15 protein-coding genes and 2 pseudogenes are annotated in these 19,260 nt (G+C 66.9%); 11 read left to right on the forward strand and 6 right to left on the reverse strand.

Going from position 1 to position 19,260, the window contains the following annotated elements; translation table 11 throughout:
- Window positions 1-129 precede the first annotated feature (129 nt).
- A complete protein-coding gene (locus AC1DO7_RS29725) occupies window positions 130-924 on the reverse strand; it encodes an IclR family transcriptional regulator (RefSeq protein WP_441618557.1) in 795 nt (264 codons plus the stop codon).
- Window positions 921-1,703 (reverse strand): IclR family transcriptional regulator, encoded by a 783-nt coding sequence (locus AC1DO7_RS29730; RefSeq protein ID WP_441618559.1) that lies wholly within the window; start codon window positions 1,701-1,703, stop codon window positions 921-923. Before AC1DO7_RS29730 ends, AC1DO7_RS29725 begins: the two co-directional genes overlap by 4 nt.
- A gap of 170 nt (window positions 1,704-1,873) precedes the next feature.
- Between AC1DO7_RS29730 and AC1DO7_RS29735 the strand changes: the two genes are divergently transcribed.
- The 9 genes and pseudogenes from AC1DO7_RS29735 (at window position 1,874) to nadC (ending at window position 14,061) form a co-directional block, all read left to right on the forward strand.
- A complete protein-coding gene (locus AC1DO7_RS29735) occupies window positions 1,874-3,034 on the forward strand; it encodes an acyl-CoA dehydrogenase family protein (protein ID WP_441618561.1) in 1,161 nt (386 codons plus the stop codon).
- Between the two features lie 39 nt (window positions 3,035-3,073).
- Entirely contained in the window at window positions 3,074-4,051 is a 978-nt protein-coding gene (locus AC1DO7_RS29740; RefSeq protein WP_477116894.1) for a Bug family tripartite tricarboxylate transporter substrate binding protein, read from the forward strand.
- Between the two features lie 95 nt (window positions 4,052-4,146).
- A pseudogene (locus tag AC1DO7_RS29745) lies at window positions 4,147-4,829 on the forward strand (CoA transferase).
- Between the two features lie 479 nt (window positions 4,830-5,308).
- A complete protein-coding gene (locus tag AC1DO7_RS29750; protein ID WP_441618565.1) occupies window positions 5,309-6,958 on the forward strand; it encodes an amino acid adenylation domain-containing protein in 1,650 nt (549 codons plus the stop codon).
- A 54-nt stretch (window positions 6,959-7,012) separates the two neighbouring features.
- Window positions 7,013-8,758 carry an alpha/beta hydrolase gene (locus tag AC1DO7_RS29755; protein ID WP_441618566.1) on the forward strand — a complete coding sequence of 582 codons (1,746 nt, stop codon included), beginning with the start codon at window positions 7,013-7,015 and terminating at the stop codon, window positions 8,756-8,758.
- Between the two features lie 141 nt (window positions 8,759-8,899).
- Complete coding sequence (locus tag AC1DO7_RS29760) at window positions 8,900-10,303, forward strand: mechanosensitive ion channel family protein (RefSeq protein WP_441643501.1); 1,404 nt, start codon at window positions 8,900-8,902, stop codon at window positions 10,301-10,303.
- 369 nt (window positions 10,304-10,672) lie between these two features.
- Window positions 10,673-11,863, forward strand: coding sequence for a DesA family fatty acid desaturase (locus tag AC1DO7_RS29765; protein ID WP_441618570.1), 1,191 nt, complete (start codon window positions 10,673-10,675; stop codon window positions 11,861-11,863).
- A gap of 150 nt (window positions 11,864-12,013) precedes the next feature.
- On the forward strand, window positions 12,014-13,165 hold the full coding sequence (nadA, locus tag AC1DO7_RS29770; protein WP_441618572.1) for a quinolinate synthase NadA: 1,152 nt from the start codon (window positions 12,014-12,016) through the stop codon (window positions 13,163-13,165).
- 32 nt (window positions 13,166-13,197) lie between these two features.
- The gene (gene nadC, locus AC1DO7_RS29775) at window positions 13,198-14,061 is read left to right on the forward strand and encodes a carboxylating nicotinate-nucleotide diphosphorylase (RefSeq protein WP_441618574.1); all 864 of its coding nucleotides are present in this window, start codon (window positions 13,198-13,200) and stop codon (window positions 14,059-14,061) included.
- A gap of 111 nt (window positions 14,062-14,172) precedes the next feature.
- Here the strand turns inward: nadC and nadB are convergent.
- From nadB to radC, 4 genes and pseudogenes are all read right to left on the reverse strand, one after another.
- Window positions 14,173-15,588 (reverse strand): annotated as a pseudogene (gene nadB, locus AC1DO7_RS29780) (L-aspartate oxidase); the annotation flags it as partial.
- 163 nt (window positions 15,589-15,751) lie between these two features.
- Window positions 15,752-15,922 (reverse strand): 50S ribosomal protein L33, encoded by a 171-nt coding sequence (rpmG, locus tag AC1DO7_RS29785; protein WP_006157508.1) that lies wholly within the window; start codon window positions 15,920-15,922, stop codon window positions 15,752-15,754.
- Window positions 15,923-15,935: 13 nt separating this feature from the next.
- Window positions 15,936-16,169 carry a 50S ribosomal protein L28 gene (gene rpmB / locus AC1DO7_RS29790; RefSeq protein ID WP_006575661.1) on the reverse strand — a complete coding sequence of 78 codons (234 nt, stop codon included), beginning with the start codon at window positions 16,167-16,169 and terminating at the stop codon, window positions 15,936-15,938.
- A gap of 212 nt (window positions 16,170-16,381) precedes the next feature.
- Window positions 16,382-17,056 (reverse strand): RadC family protein, encoded by a 675-nt coding sequence (gene radC, locus AC1DO7_RS29795; RefSeq protein ID WP_441618578.1) that lies wholly within the window; start codon window positions 17,054-17,056, stop codon window positions 16,382-16,384.
- Window positions 17,057-17,167: 111 nt separating this feature from the next.
- Here radC and AC1DO7_RS29800 point away from each other — a divergent pair, with 111 nt between their 5' ends.
- Together AC1DO7_RS29800 and ispH are read left to right on the forward strand one after the other, a co-directional pair.
- A complete protein-coding gene (locus tag AC1DO7_RS29800) occupies window positions 17,168-17,659 on the forward strand; it encodes an FKBP-type peptidyl-prolyl cis-trans isomerase (RefSeq protein ID WP_441618580.1) in 492 nt (163 codons plus the stop codon).
- Between the two features lie 49 nt (window positions 17,660-17,708).
- Window positions 17,709-18,665, forward strand: coding sequence for a 4-hydroxy-3-methylbut-2-enyl diphosphate reductase (gene ispH / locus AC1DO7_RS29805; RefSeq protein WP_441618582.1), 957 nt, complete (start codon window positions 17,709-17,711; stop codon window positions 18,663-18,665).
- The last annotated feature ends 595 nt before the right edge of the window (window positions 18,666-19,260 follow it).

Here is a 19,260-nt window from a genome sequence, read left to right on the forward strand (position 1 = left end):
GTGCTGGAGCGCGTCAGTTAAGCGTTGGCCAGGGTTGGCCCGGGTTAGCCGGGCTTAGCCGGCGTCCTGTCACCGGCGTCCTGTCGCCGGTGACAGGACAGGGACGCTGCCACGCAGCGTCTCTGTCGTTCAGCGCATCCCGAGCAGGCCTTCGACCGTCTGCACCAGCGTCACCAGCCGGGGCGCCACGTCCTTCTCGACCGCGGCGAAGCTGCCCGCGCGTGCCGGCACCCCGCAGTTGAGCACGAGCAGTTGCGCGTCCACGGGTTGCAGCAAAGGCACCGCGAAGCCGTACACCTCATCGCGCCATTCGCCGCGGTTGATGCAATAGCCGCGCCGCGCAAAATCCTGCCGGGCTCTTTCCGCCGCCGGTGCGAGTCGCCGGAACATCTCCGGATCCTCCAGCCTGAGCCGGTTGAGCACCGCCGTGCGCTCCGCGGCCGGCGCGCGGGCCAGCCAGGCGCGCCCGATCGCCGTGGCGAGCATGGGCAGCGCCGCGCCGATATCGGGCGTGACCACCAGGCTGTCGGTCGAGCGCGCGGTCTCCACGTAGATCATCCGCGTGCGCTCGCGCATGCCCAGCGACACGGCGCCACCGACGTGGTCGGCGAGCGCTTTCATCAGCGGTCGCGCGATCTGGCGGACCTGCATGCCCGCCAGCAGCGGATAGCCCATCGACACCACGGCAGCACCTAGCCGGTACTTGCCCAGCGCCGCATCGTGGCGCAGGTAGCCCAGCGCGCAGAGCGTGTGCGTGAGCCGCGCCACGGTGGATTTCGACAGGCCCGCGCGCCGCGCGAAGTCTGCGTTGCCGAGCAGGGCCTCGCCGGGCCGGTAGGCCAGCAGGATGTCGATGCCGCGGGCCAGCGTGCTGGCGAACTGGCGGTCGCGTTCGCCGGTTTGCCCTGCAGGCTGCATCGTCATGCCTTTGCCAGTGCGGCTTCGACGCCGTGCACCAGCCGCAGCAGCCGCGGGCCCATGTCGCGTTCGAGCTTGCGCGGCGCCATGCGCGCGCCGGGCACGCCGCAGTTGAACACCAGGATCTCCCCGTCGATCGGCTCGTGCATCGGCACCGCGACCGCATGCACGTCTGACTGCCATTCGCCGCGCGCAAGACAGAAGCCTCGCGTGGCCAGGTCGTGCGCGGCCTCTTCCAGCGCCGCGCCGTGTTCGCGCCACTGCGCGGGCTCGGTCTCGCGCAAGGCCGCGAGCACGCTCTCTCGTGCATCTTGCGGCGCCCGGCACAGCCAGGCGCGGCCCATCGCCGTGGCCAGCATCGGCAGCGTGGCGCCGATGTCGGGCCGGAACGCGATGGCTTCATGGCCGCGACTGGTTTCCACATAGACCATCTCCAAGCGGTCGCGCAGRCCGAGCGAGACCGAGCCGCCGACGCGGTCGGCGAGCGCTTTCATCAGCGGCCGCGCCAGCTGCCGCACGCGCATGCTGGCCAGCAGCGGATAGCCGAGCGACAGCGTGGTGGTGCCGAGCCGGTAGCGACGCAGTTCGCCGTCGTAGTGCAGCAGCCCGCGCGCGGCCAGCGTGTAGGTGAGGCGCGAGATCGTGGCCTTGGACAGCCCGGTGCGTTCGGCCAGCTCCTTGTTGCTCAGCACCGGCTCGCCCATGCGGAAGCACTGCAGCAGCGCCAGCCCGTGCGCCAGCGTGGTGGCGAAGGCCGGATCGGGATGATGCGGGCGGCTTGGCATGAATGGGCGGCAGGGCTGTGGGGAACGAGCCTCCATCATAGCCATCGCCGCCTCGCGCGGCGGATCTGGGGTTCAAGATAGCGAAACAACGGTCCTGTTTCCGCGCGCCGCTTACTACGCTGCTTCGCACACCGTCCCCCCAGGGCGGAAAGAACAGTGGAGACAGACAGATGATCAGGGACCCGGAAACCTTCCAGCCTTTCCTGGCGGAGCTGCGCCGTTTCGTGCGCGAACGGCTGGTGCCGCGCGAGGCCGAGGTGGCCGCGCGCGACGAGGTGCCGGCGGCACTGGTGCGCGAGATGGCCGGGGCCGGCCTGTTCGGCTATTCCATTCCGGAGGCCTACGGCGGCGCGGGCATGACCACCGAGGAACTGGTGCTGGCCGCCATCGAGCTGTCGCAGTGCTCGGTGGCGTTCCGCGCGCGCGTCGGCACCAATACCGGCATCGGCTCGGAAGCGCTGGTGGCCGACGGCACGCCCGAGCAGAAGCAGCGCTACCTGCCGCTGCTGGCCAGCGGCGCGCTCACCGGCGCCTTCGCGCTCACCGAGCCCGAGGCCGGCTCGGACGCCACAGCGCTGCGTACTTCCGCGCGCCGCGAGGGCGATCACTACGTGCTCAACGGCAGCAAGTGCTTCATCACCAATGCGCCCATCGCCGGCTTGTTTACCGTGCTGGCGCGCACCGACCCGGAGCGCGGCGGCGCCGCCGGCATCTCCGCGTTCCTGGTCGAGCGCGACACGCCGGGCCTGAGCACCGGCCAGCCGTACCAGAAGATGGGGCAGGCCGGATCGCCCGTGTCCGAAGTGCATTTCCAGGATTGCCGCGTGCCGGCCGCCAGCCTGATCGGTGGYGAGGAAGGGCAGGGCTTCCGCACCGCGATGAAGGTGCTCAACAAGCAACGCATCCACCTGGCGGCACTGTGCACGGGGCCCGCCATCCGCATGCTCGACGAAGCCGTGCGCTTCGTCAGCGAGCGCCGCCAGTTCGGCCAGCCGCTGGCCGATTTCCAGCTCGTGCAGGCCCTGATCGCCGACTGCCAGACCGAGATCCACGCCGCGCGCGCGCTGGTTCTGGAAACGGCGCGCGCACGCGACCGCGGCGAGGACGTGACCATGCAGGCGTCGATCTGCAAATACTTTGCGTCCGAAATGTGCGGTCGGGTGGCGGACCGCTGCGTGCAGATGTTCGGTGGCTACGGCTATATCGCCGATTTCGGCATCGAGCGTTTCTATCGCGACGTGCGGCTGTTCCGCCTCTACGAAGGCACCAGCCAGATCCACCAGCTCAATATCGCCAAGCGCACGCTCGCGCTTGCCGCCGCGCGCGGCTGAGCCTGCCCGCGGCGTGCGCCCATCGTCCGAGGAGACACCATGATCAAACACATTCTCGCCGCCCTGCCCATGCTGCTGGGCGCGCTGGTCCCGCTGCGGCCCGCGCTGGCGGACGCGCCGTATCCCGGCAAGGTGATCCGGCTGGTGGTGCCGTTCGCGCCCGGCGGCTCCACCGACATCCTGGCGCGGCTGTTGTCGGAGCGCCTCAAGGACGAACTCGGCCAGACGGTGATCGTGGAGAACCGGCCCGGCGCCGGCGGCAATATCGGCGCAGAGCTCGTCGCGCGCGCGGCGCCGGACGGCTACACGCTGCTGCTGGCCGCCGCCGGTCCCACGGTGATCAATCCCAGTCTCTACGCCAAGATGCCGTTCGACCCGGCGCGCGACCTGGCACCCGTGGTCATGCTGGTGCGCGAGCACAACCTGATGGTGGTGAACGCGGGCCTGCCGGTGCGCAACCTGAAGGAATTCATCGCCTATGCCAAGGCGCATCCCGCGCAGCTCAGTTTCGGCTCGCCCGGCAATGGCTCGCCGGCCCAGCTCGGCGGCGAGCTGTTCAACCAGCTCACCGGCCTCAAGCTCCAGCACGTGCCCTACAAGGGCAGCGGCCCGGCGGTGGCCGACCTCATCGCCGGCCACATCAACCTCATGATCGACAACATGCCCGCGCTGATGCCGCATATGCAATCCGGCAAGCTGCGCGCGCTGGCGGTGGCGAGCGAGCAGCGCGCAAGCGCGCTGCCGGACGTGCCGACCGCCGAGCAAGCCGGCGTCAAGGGCTTCGTGGTGACCGCATGGAAGGGCCTGATGGCACCGGCCKGCACGCCACCGGCGGTGATCGCAAGGCTGAACCAGGCGAGCGTGAAGATCCTGGCGTCGCAGGCCATGCGCAAGCGCCTTGCCGATCTCGGCGCCGAGCCGGTCGGCAACACGCCGGAACAGTTCGCCGCGCAGATCCGCAACGATTCGCGCTGGTGGGCCGCGTTGGTCAAGTCGACCGGCACCACGCTGGATTGAGGGCCGTCACGATGCATGCCGCCACCTCTGCCGCCACCTCTTGCGCCGCCGCGCCTGCCGCGCTGCCCGGGCCTGCGGGCAACCCTGAGAAAGACATGACACAAGACAGCGCTCAACAGCCTTCCCGCCGCGCCGGCCCGCTGGCCGGCATCCGCATCCTCGACATGGCCACCGTGGTGGCCACGCCGTTCGCAAGCACGCTGTGCGCCGACATGGGCGCCGACGTGGTCAAGCTGGAGCTGCCCGACGGCTCGGACCCGCTGCGCGGGCTGGCGCCGGTCAAGGGCGATCTGTCGCTCTACTGGAAGATCACCAACCGCGGCAAGCGCTGGTGGCGTCGTCCGACCCGATCTTCCGGCGCCTGTGCGCCGCGCTCGGGCAGCCGGCGATGGCGCAGGACGCGCGCTACGCCAGCAATCCTTCGCGCGTGCGCCATATCGATGCGCTCGACGCAGAGATCGCCACCTGGTTCGCCGCGCATGCCTATGCGGACGCCGCCGCCACGCTGGCGGCGCACGAGGTTCCGTTCAGCAAGATCTTCACCATCGCCGATATCCTGGACGACCCCCACTTCCAGGCGCGCGGGGCCGTCGTGCGCCTGCCCGATCCCGACCTCGGCACCGTGCCGGCGCCCTGCGTGGTGCCGCGCTTTTCCGGACACGACGCGCCTGCGCCGCGCAGCGGCCCCGGAGTCGGCGAGCACAACGCGGATATCTATGGCGCGCTCGGGCTGACGCAGGAGTCCTTGCGGACGCTGCGCGGGCAGGGCGTGATCTGAACTGTCGGGCACGTCACAATCGGCTGGCGAATGTCTGTGCGCACTGCCTGTTTCGGTGGACYAAGCCGTCTGGCGGAAGGGCCGGCGTGCCCATCGCGCAGTCGTCCTGCCACCATCGCCCGGTGCCGGCGGCCGCTTACGGGCCGCGCCTCGCGTGACAATGGCGAAACGAGCCGCGGGCCGCGGCGTGCGCCGCCGCGCCACGGCATATGACGCTGCGGCGTTTTGGCCCCAGCGTGCGATTGGCCACACGCCTATCCGCCATTCGGACTACCCCCTTGTAGGTATAGGTTCAATACATTGAAAGCATCGCAGCTTGTTTTGAATTGCGAAGCGGCATACCTTGGCAGGACAGCGCGGCGCCGTGAAAGCAATGGCGGGCGATAGAGCACGGCCCTGCGAGCCGGTGCCATTTCAGTGGGGAAGCAGTCGTGCCGGCGTCTTCCCGGGCCGGTACCCAGGGGTGGGAGGCAGGCAGGATGCTGCACGCATTTTTCTTCAATTCGGCCGCGCAGAGCCCGGCTGATCATGCATTGTGGGTCGAGGGGCGCTATTACACCTACGAGGAAGTCCGCGCCCGTGCGCAAGGCGTCAGCGCCGCGCTGACCCCGTTTGCCGGCGGCGCGAACCGCAACTGCATCCTTTTCGCGCATCGCAGCGCGTGCGCCTACGCCGGCCTGCTCGGCGTGCTGGCCGCCGGCATGGCCTACGTGCCGATCCACCCGCGCTTTCCCGCTGCGCGCAACGCGGCCATCGTGGCGCGCTCCGGTGCGCGCGTCATGCTGGTCGACCATGTCTGCGCGCCGCAACTGGCCGCGCTCATGCCGCTGCTGCCGCCGGACCTGCGCATCGTCATGCTCGATGCGCAAGCGTGGGATTCTCCGGGCGGCGACCCACAACATGCGCCGACCCCGTCCGCGCCATTCGTTCACGATCCGCCGCCCTGGCCGGCCCTCGTCGCGCAGGATGACCTGGCCTACCTGATCTTCACCTCGGGCACCAGCGGGCCGCCCAAGGGGGTCATGATCCCGCACGGCAGCGCAGTGGCTTACGTCAGCGCGCACATGCAGCGCTATCCTTGCGAGCCCGGCGGCCGCTTCAGCCAGTTCGCCGATCTCACCTTCGATTTTTCCGTGCACGACGTGCATGTGTGCTGGGCCACCGGCGGCTGCCTCTATGTGCCGGCGCTGCAGGATCCGCTCTACCTGGCGGGCTTCATCCGCGAGCACCAGATCACCCACTGGGCCAGCGTGCCCTCCGTCCTGGCTTTGCTGCAGCAGTTCCGCAAGCTGGCGCCGGGTGCCTTTCCAAGCGTGAAGATGACCTTGATGGGCGGCGAGGCGCTGCCCAAGACGCTTGCCCAGGCATGGTCGCAGGCAGCGCCGAACACGCGCATCGTCAATGGCTACGGCCCCACGGAAACGACGGTCATCGTGCTGACCTTCGAGCTGACGCCGGCATTTCTCGCGGATGCATCGCGCCCCGCGGTGCCGCTGGGCCAGCCCTACCCGGGCATCGAGGTCGTGGTGGCCGACAAGTATCTCGTGCCGGTGCCAGCGGGCGCGCGAGGTGAACTGCTGGTCGGCGGCCTGCAACTGGCGAGCGGCTACCTGTCGGACAACCCGCTCGACGACACGCGCTTCTTTGCGCGCGCCTATCCCGGGCGCAGCTATCGCCGCTGGTACCGCACCGGCGATGCCGTGAGCGCGTCGCCCGATGGCCTGCTTTACCACGGGCGCATCGATACGCAGGTCAAGATCCGTGGCAATCGCATCGAACTGCAGGAGATCGAACAGGTCGTGCAGGCCGCCAGCGGCAGCGCCCAGTGTGCGGTGCTGGCGTGGCCGCTGGACGAGGCCGGCAAGCCGGTTGGCCTGGTGGCATTCGTGCTGGCGCCCGCTGCCGAGGCCCAGGGGGCAAGGGGCGCGCGCACGGCGCGTATCCGCCACGCCTGCAAGCAAAGCCTGCCGGTCTATGCACGGCCCGACCGCATCGTGTGTCTCGACGACTTTCCGGTCAACGTGAACGGCAAGATCGATCGCGCCCTGTTGCTGGCCCGGTACGAGCGCCTGGCTGGTGGCAAAGAAGGGGGGAACGAGCGCCGCCGCAATGACGCCCTTGCGCTCTGATATCCGCATGTTCCCGTCGTACCCGCGGGCCCCCGGCGCGCACGGAGTTCGTCCATGACGCCTTTGCATTTCAACGGATGTTTCGGCTGGTATCACGCCGCGCGCGGTCCGCGCGCGCTGCTGGTGTGCAACGCGATCGGCCACGAGGCCTTGTGGACCCATGCCGGCCTGGCACGCCTGGCCGAGCAGCTGGCGGCGCAGGGCGTGCCGGTGCTGCGGTTCGACTATCCCGGGACCGGGGATTCGGGCGAATGCGATGCCGGCGATGAAGCGCCGCCGTCCTGCGTCGATTCGTGCGTGGCGTCGATCGGCGGGGCAGGCAAGCTGCTGCTGCGCTTGTCCGGCGCGCGCGAGATCGTACTGCTCGGCGTGCGTGGCGGGGCATCGCTGGCCGCGCTGGCGGCCGCGCGTCGCGCGGGCGGGCTCGACGTCGCCGGGCTGGCGCTGCTCGCGCCCGTGGCGCAGGGGCGCATGCTGGTGCGCGAGATGAAGATGATCGCGCAGACCTGGCGCTCGCTGGCCGGGCGCGCGGTGGAGCAGACGGCGCCGGGGCACCGGCAGGACGGCACGGACATCCTTGGCATTCATTTCCCGGCGGCTGCCATCGACGCGTTCGCGCGGATTGATCTGCTGGAGGCCGGGCGCGCGCCGGCGCCGCATGTTTTCATTGCCGGTGCGGCGCAGGGCGAACCGCTGGCGCGGCACTATGCCGCGCTGGGCGCGCGGGTCCGCACGGCGCCGTTTCCCGAAGTGGTCGGCTGGCTGCAGGATCCGCTGTACTGCACGCCACCCGACGCGACCTTCGCGGCCGTCTCAGACTGGTTCGCTGCCCTGGCGCCGGCCGGCGGTAGCGTCGGGCAAGGGCATCGCGCGGCGGCGGCACGCCTTGCCGTGGCCGCAGTGGAACCCTGCCTGCGCGCGGGCGACTGGGTGGAAACGCCGGTCCGCTTTGGCCAGGGCCTGTTCGGCATGCTGTGCGAGCCGCGCGCCCAGCGGCTCGAGCGGCCGGCCGTGCTGATCAACAATTCGGGAGGCACGCACCATGTGGGCGCCGGTCGCGGCAGCGTCATGCTGGCGCGGCAACTTGCCGCGCACGGCATTGCCTCGTTCCGCATCGATGTGCGTGGCATCGGCGATGCATCGGTCGGCGCGCAGGCGGTGCCGGCCGTACCTGCCGATCCGGATGGCTATCTCGATGCGGTGACCGCCTGCGACTGGCTGCAGGCCCACGGGCACCGGGAAATCGTGACGTTCGGCGTGAGCTACGGTGCGAATGTCAGCCTGCATGCAGCCGCGGCCCATCCCGGCGTGGTGGGGGCCGTCCTGGTGAACCTGCAGCGCCTGCTGCGCAGGGAGACCTTTACCCGGCCACGCTGGCTGATCCATGGCCGCAGCGCGCCCACGGAGCAAGAGGGCGGGGCCGGCTTCGACGCCGCCACGGTCTTGCCCAGGCCGGCGCCGCCGGAGCAGCAGGAGATCGAGGCCCTGCTGCGCGCGCTCGATGCGCGCGGCACGGTCCTGCGCCTGCTGTTCGGCCCGGCGGATCCCGGGCCATTCGAGCTGGCCCGTTTTTTCGGGCCGAAGCTGGAAGGCCTGGCCGGGTTCGCGCAACTGCAGATCGAGACCGTCGAAGGCCTTGACCATGGCATGCTGAATCCGCCGGGGCGCGCGCGCGTGATCGACTATTGCGTCAGTCTGCTGTGCGGCCCCTTTCATCCGGGCTCGGACTTGCCGGCGCGGCTGCAGCGCGCGGCCGAACCGTGGCGCCGCGAGCCGGGCTGCCGGGGACGGTGCGGCTGAGGGTCCCGACCCCGCAGCACGGCGCGTGCAGGCCGCGGGCGGCTAGAATGGCTGGTTTCCGACGGGCAGGGCGCCAGGCGCCTTGCCTGCCCGCCGGCCCGCGCCGATTGCATCCGCGTGCCCGGCCAGCCACGCCTGAGCATGAATCCGAATCCCTTGAACGAACTCCATGTGGCGCATCCGGCTTTTGGCCGGATGCTCGACGACCTCATCCGCGATGCCGGCGGCCCCGGCTTCATCTGGCAACTGGTGGTGCTGGCCGGCTGCCTCGCCGTGGCCTGGCCGCTGGCGCGGCTGGTGGTGAAGCGGCTGGAAGCCCGCTACGACGGCTCCAGCTTTGCCTTGCGTTTCGCCGCCTCGAGCCTCGAGCGCGCCATGTTCCCGCTGTTCGGCTGGCTTCTGGTGATGGCCGCGCGCTTCGGGCTGGAGCAACTGATGTCGGCCAGCGTGCTGCGGCTGGCGCTGGTGCCGCTGTTCGGCATCACCTTCCTGTATTTCGCCTTCTATATCCTGCGGCGCGTGCTGTCCGGCAATGGCCAGCTGCACGGCATGCTGCTGCTGGTGGAAAAGGTGCTGACCACGCTGGTATGGGTGGCCATGGCGCTCTATGTGCTTGGTGTGCTGTGGGAGGTGGTCGGCTGGATGGAATCCATCCGCTTCTCCGTCGGCGGCAAGCAGAAGATCAACCTGGCCGACACGCTGGTGGCGGTGGTGTGGATCCTGCTCACCGTGCTGGTGGCGATGTGGTTCGGCTCGTGGCTCGAAGAGCGCCTGATGCGGTCCCGTGGGCTGGACAGCAACCTGAAAGTGGTTCTGACGCGACTTTCCAAGGCCTTGCTCCTGCTGGTCTCGCTGCTGCTGAGCCTTTCGCTGGTCGGTATCGACCTCACCGTGCTGTCGGTATTCGGCGGCGCGCTCGGCGTGGGCCTGGGCCTGGGCTTGCAGAAGATCGCCAGCAATTACATCTCGGGATTCATCATCCTCCTGGATCACTCGGTCAAGCTCGGCGACCAGATCACGGTGGATAAATTCAGCGGCACGGTCTCGCAGATCCGCACGCGCTACACCGTGGTCCGCAACGGTGACGGCGAAACCCTGGTGCCGAACGAACAACTGGTGGCGCAGGCGGTCCAGAACCATTCGTTCTCCAACACCAATGTGCGCGTGGCGACACGTGTGCAGGCTGATTACGCCGCCGATCCGGAGACGGTGCTCGCCCTGCTGGTGGAAGCCGCCCAGGGAATTCCCCGCCTGCTGGCCGAACCGGCGCCCTCGGCGTTTCTGGTGCTGTTCGCCGACAATGGCATCGAATACGAGCTGGCAGGCTATATTGCCGATCCGCAGAACGGCAAGCTGGGGGTCCAGTCAGCGATGAACCGGGCAATTTGGCGCAAATTCCGGGAACATGGGATCTCGATCCCCTACCCCCAGCGCGAGGTGCGCGTCCTTGGGCGCGAGGCAGCGGTTGACGGCAATGAACCGGAAAAAGTCGCAAACAAGACGCTTTCGGCGTCTCCCGGGGTTGTGGTGGGCAGTGCGAACTGAACTTTCGCGGGGCGTTTGGGGCACCTTGCGGAACGTTATGTGTTGCTTGACATCAAACTCGGGGAAAAACGGATGTTCCCTTGTTGGCGTTCCGGTAGAATCATAGTAGTTGCGGGTTCCGAGTTTTCGACCTCCCGCCCCCACACCAGACAGCCGCCAGATTGCAGCGGCTCGTGCCAGTCCCGCCGGGAGGCAGCATCTGCCCACGGCGCCAGACGCGCATGCCATGGGGGCTCCGGCGAGTGCCGGGGTTTCAGGCAGACGCCATACGACGCAATCACTGAGTTTGCAGTCCTTTTTCTGCACCCTGTTTGCGGCCCGCCGTGTCGTGCCGCGATGAATGCACCTGTTTAACCGACGGAGAACAGTTTGTTCGACACTATTCTTGACTGGGCCTCGAACGGCCTTGCCAACTGGTCCTGGTGGGAGATCGTGATCTACACCCTGGTGGTGACGCACATCACCATCGCGGGCGTCACCATCTACCTGCACCGCTGCATGGCGCACCGGTCGCTGGATCTGCACCCGATTGCTTCGCATTTCTTCCGCTTCTGGCTGTGGCTGACCACCGGGATGGTCACCAAGGAGTGGACCGCCATCCACCGCAAGCACCACGCCAAGTGCGAGACCGAGGACGATCCGCACAGCCCGCAGACCCGCGGCATCCGCAAGGTGCTGCTGGAAGGCGCGGAACTCTATCGCGCCGAGTCCAAGAACAAGGAAACCGTCGCCAAGTTCGGTCACGGCACGCCCAACGACTGGGTCGAGCGCAATGTGTACTCGCGCTTCGGCTGGCAAGGCGTGGGCCTGATGCTGATCATCGACGTGGCGCTGTTCGGCGTGATCGGCCTGACCGTGTGGGCCGTGCAGATGCTGTGGATCCCGATCCATGCCGCCGGCATCATCAATGGTCTTGGCCACTGGTGGGGCTATCGCAATTACGATTGCGAGGACGCTTCGACCAATGTCTCGTTCTGGGGCATCATCATCGGCGGCGAAGAACTGCACAACAACCACCACACCTACCCGACCTCGGCCAAGTTCTCGGTCAAGTGGTACGAGTTCGATATCGGCTGGGGTTATATCCGCGCGATGCAGGCGGTCGGCCTGGCCAAGGTCAAGAAGACCCCGCCCAAGGCACGCCTGGTGGATGCCCGCCCGGTGGACCACAACACGCTGGAAGCCATCATCGCCAACCGCTACGACGTGATGGCGCGCTACGCCAAGGCCGTCAAGAGCGCCTACAAGCAGGAACTGGAAAAGCTGAAGGAAGCCCGCGTGGCGGAATACAGCAGCTTCAAGCCGGCGCGCAAGTGGTTCCACCGCGAGGAAGCCAAGCTGGCCGATCCGCAGCGCAAGCAGCTGGCCAGCATCGTGGAGCAGAACAAGTCGCTGCACACCTTCGTGGAAATGCGCCGCGAACTGGCCGCGATCTGGGGCCGTTCCAACCTGACGCGCGAACAGCTTCTGCAGCAGCTGCAAGCCTGGTGCCATCGCGCCGAGGCAAGCGGCATCCAGGCCCTGCATGACTTTTCGCTGCGCCTGCGCCGCTACGCATGATGGCTGTCGTGGCCTGAAGCCCGAGCCGGCGTGGCTGCTACAAAGCACCGCGCCCAAAAGCCCCGCCCATGGCGGGGCTTTTGTTTTAGTTAAACTCCCCCATGTACAGGCCGGCGGCATGATGCGCGGCGGCCAAGAGGAGTATCGGAGATGACCCCCCAAACGATAAAGACCGTCGAGTTCGAGAAACCGAATATTTCGACGGAGTCCCCCGACGGCGCCAGCTGCGTCGCCCATGCCTGGGCGAAAGTACCGCCAGTGCTCTCCAGCGGCGAGCGCACTGCGCTCAAGACGCGCATCAGGGAGCTGCTCAAGGCGCGCAACGCTGTCCTGGTCGCGCACTATTACGTCGATGCCGACCTGCAGGACCTGGCGGAGGAAACCGGCGGCTGCGTGTCGGATTCGCTCGAAATGGCGCGCTTCGGCCGCGACCATCCGGCCAAGACGCTGGTGGTGGCGGGCGTGCGCTTCATGGGCGAGACCGCCAAGATCCTGAGCCCGGAAAAGACCGTGCTGATGCCGGACCTGGACGCGACCTGCTCGCTGGACCTGGGTTGCCCGGCCGACGAGTTCGCGGCGTTCTGCGACGCGCACCCCGACCGTACCGTGGTGGTCTACGCCAATACCAGCGCCGCCGTGAAGGCGCGCGCGGACTGGATGGTGACGTCCAGCATCGGCCTGAAGATCGTCGAGCACCTGCACGCGCGCGGCGAGAAGATCCTGTGGGCGCCGGACAAGCACCTCGGCAGCTAYATCCAGAAGCAGACCGGSGCCGACATGCTGCTGTGGCARGGCTCYTGCCTGGTGCATGACGAATTCAAGGGCATCGAGCTGGACCTGCTGCGCCGCGAATTCCCCAAGGCCAAGATCCTGGTGCACCCGGAATCGCCGGCAAACGTGGTGGAGCAGGCCGATGTCGTCGGCTCCACTTCGCAGCTGATCGCGGCCGCGCGGGAACTGGACGCCACCGAGTTCATCGTCGCCACCGACAACGGCATCCTGCACAAGATGCGCATGGCAGCGCCGGGCAAGCATTTCATCGAAGCGCCCACCGCCGGCAACAGCGCCACCTGCAAGAGTTGCGCGCACTGCCCGTGGATGGCCATGAACGCGTTGACCAACCTGGCCGAGGTGCTCGAGCACGGCCACAACGAAATTCACGTCGATGCATCGATCGGCCGGCAGGCGGTGACCTGCATCGACCGCATGCTCGACTTCGCCGCCCAGCAGAAGGCCAATGTGCGCCCGCGCGCGGATCTCGCCGCCGAGCAGGCATTGTTCAAGGGAATCGGTCCGGCATGAGCGACGCAAGCAAAACGAACAATACGAGCAGCATGAACGCCAACCGCGTCTTCGATAGCTTCGGTCCGGCGCTCGTCGAGGCGCTGCAGGCCAATGTGCGCGCCGCCATTGACGAGGACGTCGGCAGCGGCGACCTGACTGGCCTGCTGGTGCCCGAGGGCAAGCCCGCGCACGCGCGCGTGATCGTGCGCGAGCAGGCTGTGCTGTGCGGCCAGGCCTGGTTCGAGGCGTGCATGAGCGCCATCGATCCGGCGCTCGAGGTGCACTGGCTGCAGGCAGAAGGTGCGCGCATGGCGGCCGATTCCGTGGTGTGCGAGATTGCGGGCCCGGCGCGTTCGTTGCTGACCGCCGAACGCCCGTCGCTGAATTTCCTGCAGTTGCTGTCCGGCGTGGCCACCGCCACGCGGCGTTACGCCGATATCATCGAGGGCACCCGCGCGCGCGTGCTCGACACGCGCAAGACGCTGCCCGGCCTGCGCCTGGCGCAGAAGTACGCGGTGCGCATGGGCGGCGGCGAAAACCAGCGGCTGGCACTGTACGACGGCATCCTGATCAAGGAGAACCACATTGCCGCCGCCGGCAGCATCACCGCGGCGATGCAGGCGGCGCTGGCGCTCCAGGCCGGCGTGTCGGTGCAGGTGGAAGTGGAAACCCTGGCGGAGCTGGAGGAAGCGCTGGCCGCCGGTGCAAAGTCGATCCTGATCGACAACTTCACCGTGGCGATGATGCATGACGCCGTGCGCATCAATGATGGACGTGCGCTGCTGGAAGTCTCGGGCGGGGTCAATGCCGACACCATCCGCGTTTTTGCCGAAACCGGCGTGGACCGGATCTCGGTCGGTGCGCTGACAAAGGATGTGCGGGCGACGGACTACTCGCTGCGGATCCTGGCCTGAGCGCGGCCGGCCACGCTTCGCTTCCATCCTCTGCCTTCGAGGAAGAGGGCGGGGGAAGGGTGGCCTGGCGGGGCYTAGTTCGGCAGCTTCGCTGCCGGACGCAACGCTTTCCTACTTCCCTCGCTCCCGCTTGAATTCCGGCTGCATGACCGTCGGCAGCGCCTTGGGCAAGGTCTCCGGATAATCCCGGCTGTAGTGCAGGCCGCGGCTCTCGTGGCGCGAATAGGCGCTATCGACGATCAGCGATGCCACCTCGACCAGGTTGCGCAGTTCCAGCAGGTCGCGCGTCACGCGGAAATTGGCGTAGTACTCGGCGATTTCCTCGCGCAGCAGGCTGATGCGATGCTGCGCGCGTTCGAGCCGCTTGCTGGTGCGCACGATGCCGACGTAGTTCCACATCATGCGGCGCAGTTCGTCCCAATTGTGCGACACCACGACTTCCTCGTCGGCATCCGCCACGCGGCTCTCATCCCACTTCGGCAGGGCAATGTCCGGCTGGCCGGCCTTGTCCTGCGAGGCGATATCGAGGGCCGCGGCGCGCCCGATCACCATGCATTCCAGCAGTGAGTTCGAAGCCAAGCGGTTCGCGCCGTGCAAGCCGGTGCAGCCGGTCTCGCCCACGGCATACAGGTTGGTCAGGTCAGTGCGGCCGGTGGTGTCGGTCACCACGCCGCCGCAGGTGTAGTGCGCAGCAGGCACCACCGGGATCGGCTCGCGCGTGATGTCGATGCCCAGTTCCAGGCAGCGCGCGTGGATGGTGGGAAAGTGCTCGCGCAGGAAGGACTCAGGCTGGTGGCTGATGTCGAGGTGCACATAGTCCAGGCCGCGCTTCTTCATTTCGAAGTCGATCGCGCGCGCCACCACGTCGCGCGGAGCCAGTTCGGCGCGCTCGTCATGCTCGGGCATGAAGCGCGTGCCGTCGGGCAGCTTCAGCAGGCCGCCTTCGCCGCGCACCGCTTCCGAGATCAGGAAGGACTTGGCGTAAGGGTGATAGAGGCAGGTCGGGTGGAACTGGATGAACTCCATGTTCGAGACCCGGCAGCCCGCCCGCCATGCCATCGCGATGCCGTCGCCGGTGGCCGTGTCGGGATTGGTGGTGTAGAGATAGACCTTGCCCGCGCCGCCGGTGGCCAGCACCGTGTGGGTGGCGGTGATGGTGCGCACTTCACCGCTGGCATCGTCCAGCACGTAGAGGCCGTAGCAGCGATTGCCCGGCATGCCGAGCTTGCGCGAAGTGATCAGGTCTACCGCGAAGTGATCCTCGATCACGGTGATGTTCGGGTGCCGGCGCGCCTGCTCGGTGAGCGTGGTCACCACCGCGTGCCCGGTAGCGTCCGCCGCGTGGATGATGCGGCGGCGGCTGTGGCCGCCTTCGCGCGTCAGGTGGAAACCCAGTTCGGCCTGGTCGTCGCGCGTGAACGGCACGCCACGGTCGATCAGCCACTGGATCGCCTCGCGCCCATGCTCCACGATGAAGCGCGTGGCACCGTCATCGCACAGCCCGGCACCGGCCACCAGCGTGTCCTGGGCAGGAAAGCTGGAAAGTGTACACCCGCCGCGACTTTGCGTGGGGCACCGCGGGCATCCCCGCGATTGACGGCCATTGCAGGCCCGAAAAAGCAAAAACCCCGCAGATGCGGGGTTTTTACAGACATGCCGCGCGAATCGGCATGCGGAAAGCCAGGATCAATTACTTGATCTTGGTTTCCTTGTACGACACATGCTTGCGGGCGACGGGATCGAACTTCATGATCTCCATCTTTTCCGGCATGGTGCGCTTGTTCTTGGTGGTCGTGTAGAAGTGACCCGTACCTGCAGTCGACTCCAACTTGATCTTATCGCGTCCGCCTTTGCTGGCCATGATGTACTCCTAATTAGACTTCGCCGCGTGCGCGCAGGTCGGCGAGCACGGAGTCGATGCCTTTCTTGTCGATCAGGCGCAGGCCGGCGTTCGAGACGCGCAGGCTCACCCAGCGGTTTTCCGATTCAACAAAGAAACGACGATTCTGCAGGTTGGGCAGAAAACGGCGCTTGGTCTTGTTGTTTGCGTGGGAAACGTTGTTGCCGACCATCGGCGCTTTCCCGGTCACTTGACAGACGCGTGCCATGAAGCACTCCTAACTCTTCTATTCGTGGACAATGTTCGCAACAGATCAACAAAAGGCGCGCGGCCCGGACTGCAGCGGTTAAGACTTCAGCAAAACGAGCATTATAGACCGGAAAACCTCAACCGATCAATGCCTTCCGTGGTTTACCGTGCACAGATGCCACATTGGTGGCGTCTGCTGCACAATCAGCCGGCGCATATGGCCCATCACCATCAGAGTTCGCCATGTTCCGCGAACGAGTGGATGGTGGTGCCCGCCACGATGAAGTGGTCGAGCACCTTCACGTCGATCAGGGCCAGCGAGCGTGTGAGCGAGCGGGTCATGGCCAGATCGGCCCCACTCGGCAGTGCATTGCCCGACGGATGGTTGTGCGCGACGATCACGGAGGCCGCATTATGCAGCAAAGCCTGGCGCGCCACCTCACGCGGATAGACACTGGTCTGCGTCAGGCTGCCGCGGAACAGCTCTTCGCTGGCCAGCAGCCGGTTGCGCGCATCGAGGAACAGGCACATGAAGACCTCATGCGGGTGTGCCGCCAGCGTCAGGCGCAGGTAGTCGCGCACCGCCGCCGGTGAATCGAGGCCGCCCGGCAGGGCAAGCCGCTCGGCCAGGGCGCGCCGGGTGAGCTCCTGGGCGGCCTGCAACTGGGCATACTTGGCCGCGCCCATGCCCTTGATCCGGGCGAATTCGTCGGTCCCGGCGGAAAAAAGGCCGCTCAGCGTGCCGAAGTCGTTCAGCAGCTCCCGCGCCAGGTCGACCGCGCTCTTGCCGGCCACGCCCACGCGCAGGAAGACGGCGAGCAGTTCGGCGTCCGAAAGCGCCGTGGCACCGTCGCGCAGCAGTTTTTCGCGCGGGCGTTCGCTGCTGGGCCAGTCCGTAATGCGCATGACACGATCCCCCCGTGAGAATGGAACTGCATGGCGGTGCACGCCGGGCGCAGACAAGGCGGCGCGCGGTCGAGTCGCTTACAATACGGGTTGTCGACAGGTTGAGCACCCATGAATTTGCAAACTTTTGCGTCAGGGCCGCAGGACGGCGCCGCTGACGGTCGCAAGACCGTGCAGCCGGACTCCTTCCTGACCCTGCACTACAGCATTTCCCTCGAGAACGGCACGGAAATCGTCAGCACGTTCGAAGAGAAGCCCGCAACGCTGCTGCTGGGCCAGGGGCAGTTCGCGCCCACCCTGGAGCAAGCCCTGCTGGGCATGCCCGAGGGCGAGCGCATGACTTACCGCCTGGCGCCCGAGCACGCGTTCGGCCCGCGCAACCCGGAGCTGCTGCAACGGGTCTCGCTGAACACGCTGCGTGAAAACAGTTCGTTTGAAGAGGACTACACCCCGGGCGACCTGGTCGAGTTCAACGCGCCCGGCGGCGGCAAGTACGCCGGGGTGCTCAAGGAAATCGGCGAGACCTCGGCCCTGTTCGATTTCAACCACCCGCTCGCCGGACAGACTATCTTGTTCGACGTCCAGCTGATCGGCATTCTCTGATGCTGAACCAGGCCGGCCCAGCGCCGGCCGCATTGAACTGAATTCCTGCATGTCCGAACTCACCACAGCCGCCGATGCCGAGATCCTGATGGCGCAGCCCCGCGGCTTCTGCGCCGGCGTGGATCGCGCCATCGAGATCGTCGAGCGTGCCCTTGCCCGCTACGGCGCACCGATCTACGTGCGCCACGAGATTGTCCACAATGCCTATGTGGTGGAGGACCTGCGCCGCAAGGGTGCGATCTTCGTACAGGAACTCGAGGAAGTGCCGTCCGGCTCCACCGTCATCTTCAGCGCGCACGGCGTGTCCAAGGAAGTGCGTGCCGATGCGACCGTGCGCGGCCTCAACGTGTTCGACGCCACCTGTCCGCTGGTGACCAAGGTGCACGTCGAAGTGGGCAAGATGCGCGCCGAGGGTTGCGAGATCATCATGATCGGCCACGCCGGTCACCCCGAGGTCGAGGGCACCATGGGCCAGACCGAAGGCGGCATGCTGCTGGTCGAGTCCGCCGCCGATGTGGCCAGGCTGGAGGTGTCCAATCCGGATCGCCTGGCCTTCGTGACCCAGACCACGCTGTCGGTGGACGAGACGGTGGAGATCGTCGCCGCGCTCAAGGCGCGTTTCCCGCAGATCCGCGAGCCCAAGAAGCAGGATATCTGCTATGCCACGCAGAATCGCCAGGACGCGGTGAAGTTCATGGCGCCGCAGGTCGAGGTCGTGATCGTGGTGGGCAGCCCCAACAGCTCGAACTCCAACCGCCTGCGCGAACTGGCCGAGCGCCTGGGCGTGCCGGCCTACATGATCGATTCACCCGACCAGCTCCAGCCGGAATGGGTGGAAGGCAAGCGCCGCATCGGCCTGACCGCCGGCGCGTCGGCGCCCGAAGCGCTGGCGCAGTCCATCGTCGAACGCCTGCGCCTGCTTGGCGTGCGCAATGTGCGCGCGCTCGACGGCATCGAGGAAAAGATGTCGTTCCCCCTGCCGCGCGGCCTGGTCACGCCGGCCTGATCGCTGCCGCGATCGCTGGCATGGCCCGCTCCGGGCCATGCCAGCGCGCCGGCGCAACGCGCCGCGCGCCCCCTTGAGTCTCTTCCGTTTCCCTCGCTGGTTTCCTCCGCTGCGCTGCATGCGTGACGCCGTGCCGCATTCCGTCGGCGGCGCAGACGCCGTGCGCGCGGGCCATCCGCCTTGCCTCATGCCAATGCGCGGCCCCAGTGCCGAAGTGCACCGATATATTGCACGGGTATATCGCCGTCCAACACGCAATAATGCACAATCGCGGTGCGTCGTTTTCTTATGCTTGTCTGAACTATAAGACAAATTAGGGAATTCCCTAGAATTAGGAGTTTCCCTATTATGGTGCCGGACAAATAGCGTCTTCTATTAGGAGAGGCAGAGGCGGGCTCATATTAAATGAAACGCCTATTTAATACGGCTGGCCCGGGAGTGATGCAAACGCTGCAAAAGCCATGTGCGGGCAAAGGCGGGCACGAATCTTGTTAGTTACGAAGGCTAGCCCACAAGTAGGCGGGAATTGCCCCAATCTGTGCATTGGGGAAATTCCCTAGCTCATTTCGTGGGTTAATCATTCAGGTTGTTGCGT

This window comes from Cupriavidus sp. 05N40 (genome assembly GCF_056397305.1).